This window comes from Pseudoalteromonas sp. 78C3 (assembly GCF_002836695.1).
GTDB lineage: Bacteria > Pseudomonadota > Gammaproteobacteria > Enterobacterales > Alteromonadaceae > Pseudoalteromonas > Pseudoalteromonas arctica.
This window is the reverse complement of record NZ_PJAV01000013.1, coordinates 1-4,961: the sequence shown is the minus strand read 5'-3', so window position 1 is coordinate 4,961 and position 4,961 is coordinate 1. Positions and strand designations below refer to the sequence as shown.

The following is a 4,961-nucleotide window of genomic DNA, read 5'->3' as shown; positions in this document are numbered from 1 at the left end:
AAACTTTCATTATTTAATTTTTCATCAAACGCCTCAGCCAACTTTTCAGTCTCACTAAAAACGGTATTCCAATATTTAATGCGTGTATCTGCATCAAGATCGGTAAAGTCGTTTCTGTCTGGGATTTTTCCGTAAGGTAAGCTTACTATAAATTCTTTTGATGGAGTGATCATTACCACATTATCGTAATTAAGTGGTGATACTTTACGTTTTAAATTTTTATCGAACCACCCTGCTTTTGGCTCACTATTAAAATGCGGATATAAAATAAGTCCTGGGTTATTAATTTTTAAGTCAAAGTGGTAATCGATAATTCCGCCGTCGCGATATATAAATTTTTTATACTTTTTTATTTATATTTTTGTATTGGTAATAGCCTTAGCTTTAAATAAAAAAGGGCTACACGCCCTTTTTTATTTAACTATATTGCTTATATAAATTATATTTTTCTTTTGTGTGTTCAGAAAAGTAGTCTGTGTATAATCATTTTTTAGTAAAATTAAATAACTATATTTCAATTATTTAACTAATATATATAATAAAGCTGCTAAAACACTCCCTATTATTGGACCAACTACCGGGATCCATGAGTAACCCCAGTTACTATCAATTTTACCTTTTATTGGTAATAAAGAATGTACAATTCGCGGGCCTAAATCTCGAGCTGGATTTATTGCATATCCAGTAGTCCCACCCAGAGAAAGTCCAATACCCCAAACAACAAAAGCAACAGGTATAGCGCCTATTGAACCTAAGCCTATTTTTACGCCAGAGCCATCGTCAATTTCAGCTGAAGAGAAGTAAAAAACACAAATTAATAAAACGAAGGTCCCTATTATTTCACTAAGTATATTTCTAAACGTATTTGGTATAGCTGGAGATGTACAGAAAACAGCTCGTTTTAAGGTGGGATCGTCAGTGGCATCGAAATGATCTTTATAAACTGCATAAACTAACGAAGCGCCAACCATCGCGCCAATAAATTCCGCTAAAATATAACTTGGAACTTCGGACCATGGAAATGATCCAGCTACGGCTAAGCCTATTGTTACTGCAGGGTTAAGGTGTGCTCCACTATAGGGACCGGCAACAACCACGCCGATAAAAACACCAAGTCCCCAAGCAGTGGTAATCGTCATCCAACCGCCGCCATGGCCTAGTGTTTTCTTTAGTATGTCATTGGCTACAACCCCGCCCCCAATTAAAATAAGCAGTGCAGTTCCTAGTATTTCAGCTAAGAAAGGTGACATTTTAATATTCCTTATTAATTATAAACATAAAACCACCCTCAATAATGATATCTATTGCATAAGTATAAACCATGAATATTTTGAAACTTTTTTACAGCTGAAAATTACCATAAGATAAGTATCAACTTATTTATTTTTACGCTTGGAGTATGTAGTGGTATCATAAAAATAGTCTCCACTAATAAACCTTAATAGATATGTTGCTATGGTTTTATAGTTAAGCGGCTTATTATTCGCTTTGTACTTTTTTTACCGCATTACACCATCCGGCATATAATTCATCACGTTTTGATTTAGTCATGTTAGGAACAAATCGTTTATCGCAATTCCAGTTAGTCGCTAATGATTCAAGTGATGGGAATACACCCGCTTTTAAACCTGCTAAGTAAGCTACACCCAAAGCAGTAGTTTCACTTATGGTCGAACGGTCAACTTCGGCTCCTAAAACATCAGACAAAAATTGCATAAGCCAGCCATTTATTACCATACCGCCATCAACTCTTAGTACCTGTGGTCTTACGCCATCAGCTTCCATTGACTTTTGAAGGTCTTTAGTTTGAAAACAAACTGATTGTAATCCAGCTGTTACGATCTCTTTTATACCCGTATCTCGGGTTAAGCCAAAAATTGCACCTCGCGCATTAGAATCCCAATAAGGAGCACCTAATCCTGTAAAAGCGGGTACCATATATATACCGTGATCTAGTGAGGTATTGCATGCAAGTGACTCTGTTTCTTCAGCTTTTTGGATTAATTGTAGACCGTCTCTAAGCCATTGAATTGCAGCACCTGCAATAAAAATACTCCCCTCTAGCGCATAAGTTGGTTTCCCATTTAATCTATAAGCTACTGTACTGAGAAGTCTATTTTCAGATTCAAGTACTTTATCGCCAGTGTTAACCATCATAAAGCATCCTGTACCATAGGTACTTTTAGCCATTCCTGGTTGAAAACAAGTTTGCCCAAATAACGCTGCCTGTTGGTCTCCTGCCATTGCAAGAATAGGTACTTCGTAACCTAAATAGCGTTCATCTGTTACACCAAAATCATCTGATGAATCCATTACTTCTGGTAACATCTCTATTGGCACATTCAGAAGTTCAAGTAATTCCACGTCCCATTCTTGGGTATGAATATTAAAGAGCATAGTTCGCGAAGCATTCGTTGCGTCTGTGCGGTGCTCTTTTCCGCCTGTCAATTTCCACAATAAATAAGTGTCGACAGTACCGAAGATTAAATCGCCTTTTTCTGCTTTTTCTCTAGCATCGGGACAATTTTCTAAAATCCAATTTATTTTAGTTGCAGAAAAATATGGGTCTATTAAAAGGCCGGTTTTTTTTCTAATTAACTCTTCTTTTTCTGCGGCCCTTAAATCATTACATAACTCTGACGTACGTCTATCTTGCCATACAATCGCGTTATAAACGGGCTCACCAGTAATTTTATCCCATACTATTGTCGTTTCACGTTGGTTAGTAATACCAATGGCAATAACCTTATCGTGTTGAGGGTCTAGGTGTTTCATTACAGCTGTCATTGTTTGCTGTACAGAAGCCCAAATATCTTCTGGTTTATGTTCTACATAACCATCTTTTGGAAAGTGCTGGTCAAATTCTTGTTGTTCTAGGTATGCAATATTACCATTTAAATCAAATAGCACACTTCTAGAACTTGTCGTACCTTGATCAATTGAAAGGATATAGTTATTCATTATTTTTTCACTTTTACTTTCGGTTATTTTCGTTTTTGTACTATTACATGGATTAATTGCTACATACAACAAAAATACAACTTTAATATATAATTATTTATATGTGATTTTCATTTGTTAGCTCTTAACCTATAATTTACTATTAACTAAATTTAAAATGCGAAAAAAATGACTCAAGACCAAAGACACGAATCCATACTAAAATTATTAAAAGAAAGAGATTCAATTTCTATTGAAGTACTAGTAAGTCATTATGAAGTTACACCACAAACAATAAGACGAGATCTGGCTTATCTTGCTAATTTAAATAAATTGAGACGTCATCATGGCGGCGCTAGTGCCATTTCAAGCATTCAGAATACAGCATATCAAACTAGAAAAATCATGGACTTAGAAGCTAAACAAAAAATAGCACAGCATGTAGTTAGTATGATACCTAATGGCTCTTCCTTATTTATAAACATAGGCACTACAACAGAAACAATCGCGAAAGCACTTCTTGGTCATGAAAATTTGAAAGTTGTAACTAATAATCTTAATGTTGCGGCTATATTAGGTGTTAAGAAAGATTTTTCTGTACTTATCGCAGGTGGAGAAGTTAGGCACAGAGATGGCGGGATTATTGGTGAGACCACAGAGGATTTTATTAAACAATTTCGTATGGATTTTGGCATTATAGGTATTAGTGGCATAGAAGAAAATGGTGCGTTACTTGATTTTGACTATCGTGAAGTGCGCGTAGCCCAGGCAATCATTGAAAATTCACGTAAAGTTTTACTTGCTGCAGATCACTCTAAATTCGGTCGGTATGCGATGGTAAAATTAGGTAATATCTCACAGGCAGATAACTTTATTACCGATGCTCAGCCACCCGAAAGTATACTTACTTTACTCAATGAGCACGATGTCGAACTGCATATCGCTCGGTAAAAGCTTAACATAACAGTTAAATAGATTTTCCCTCATCATGGGGAAATCATGAGCTTTCCATTTTAGCTACAGCATGATCGAATAGGTTTCTTATAAATAGAAGTCCCATACAATTAATTTTTGATGAACATTTTTCAATAATATCCGACGAACAACTGCAATCTAAAGTCGAATATAAGCTTCATGCTATCTTATTCATTCTCGTTGTAGGTGTGATCTGCACCGAAGATGGATGAAAAACATTGAATACGTTGCTAATAATGAGATTGATTTGCTTGAAAAATATGTCTCATTTGAAAGTAGTCTTCCAGTTCACAACACTATAGATGGTACTATTCACCTATATCATCTGAAAAGTCATACCTATTGTATTAAATTAGTGATCTATTATAGCGCTGAGGAAATAGCGCGATAACAAAGAAAAATTATGACATAGAGTTGTTATCTCCAATTGCTCTCTGCATTTTCCTGTATTGCTCCCCCTCCTGCCCCTATTCTGTCAGCTATTAATAATTTTTAACGTAGAGAGTTATTTAAGAAGATAAAATGATCATGCTTTTAATAGGATAGATATTACAACAAAATTTTATACGTTGGACACAGGCTGCACATATAGCAACAAACGTTGGCGTTATAGCCATAGATGGTAAAACTATTTGTGGCTTTAATAATAAGAAACCAAAGAGACATACAATCGATATAACAAGCGCTTTTCAGCCGGCAATAGCTGTTGTATCAAGAAAAATAAAGATAGCTAACAATATACCTCCAACTGGCCCAGCCTTGCTTGATTTATCGGATATCAAAACGCCGTAGTAACTATTGATTTAATGGGGTGTCAAAAAACTATAGCGGAAAAAATTAAACTCCTAAGTTTTTTATTGCTTTACGGTGGGTTTGATATAGCTAGACTAATTTTCATTTATGTACTTTAATGTTTGCAAATGTTCGTTATTAAATGTTATTTTTAATAAAAAGAAAACCGAAGTAAATAATAACTTCGTACTGTTATAGCTATTCAGAGTCTTAAAATACAATAGTTATCTGCAGTAGCTTGGTCATCCTTGTTA

3 protein-coding genes and 1 pseudogene are annotated in these 4,961 nt (G+C 35.1%); 1 reads left to right on the top strand and 3 read right to left on the bottom strand.

The genetic code is table 11. The features are described from left to right. The 3 genes and pseudogenes from CXF76_RS00365 to glpK all read right to left on the bottom strand — a co-directional run. A pseudogene (locus CXF76_RS00365) lies at positions 1-332 on the bottom strand (patatin-like phospholipase family protein); the annotation flags it as partial. Between the two features lie 186 nt (positions 333-518). Then, positions 519-1,250 (bottom strand): MIP/aquaporin family protein, encoded by a 732-nt coding sequence (locus CXF76_RS00360; RefSeq protein WP_024591022.1) that lies wholly within the window; start codon positions 1,248-1,250, stop codon positions 519-521. 229 nt (positions 1,251-1,479) lie between these two features. After that, the gene (glpK, locus tag CXF76_RS00355; RefSeq protein WP_024591023.1) at positions 1,480-2,961 is read right to left on the bottom strand and encodes a glycerol kinase GlpK; all 1,482 of its coding nucleotides are present in this window, start codon (positions 2,959-2,961) and stop codon (positions 1,480-1,482) included. 168 nt (positions 2,962-3,129) lie between these two features. Here glpK and CXF76_RS00350 point away from each other — a divergent pair, with 168 nt between their 5' ends. Next, positions 3,130-3,891, top strand: coding sequence for a DeoR/GlpR family transcriptional regulator (locus CXF76_RS00350; protein WP_024591024.1), 762 nt, complete (start codon positions 3,130-3,132; stop codon positions 3,889-3,891). The last annotated feature ends 1,070 nt before the right edge of the window (positions 3,892-4,961 follow it).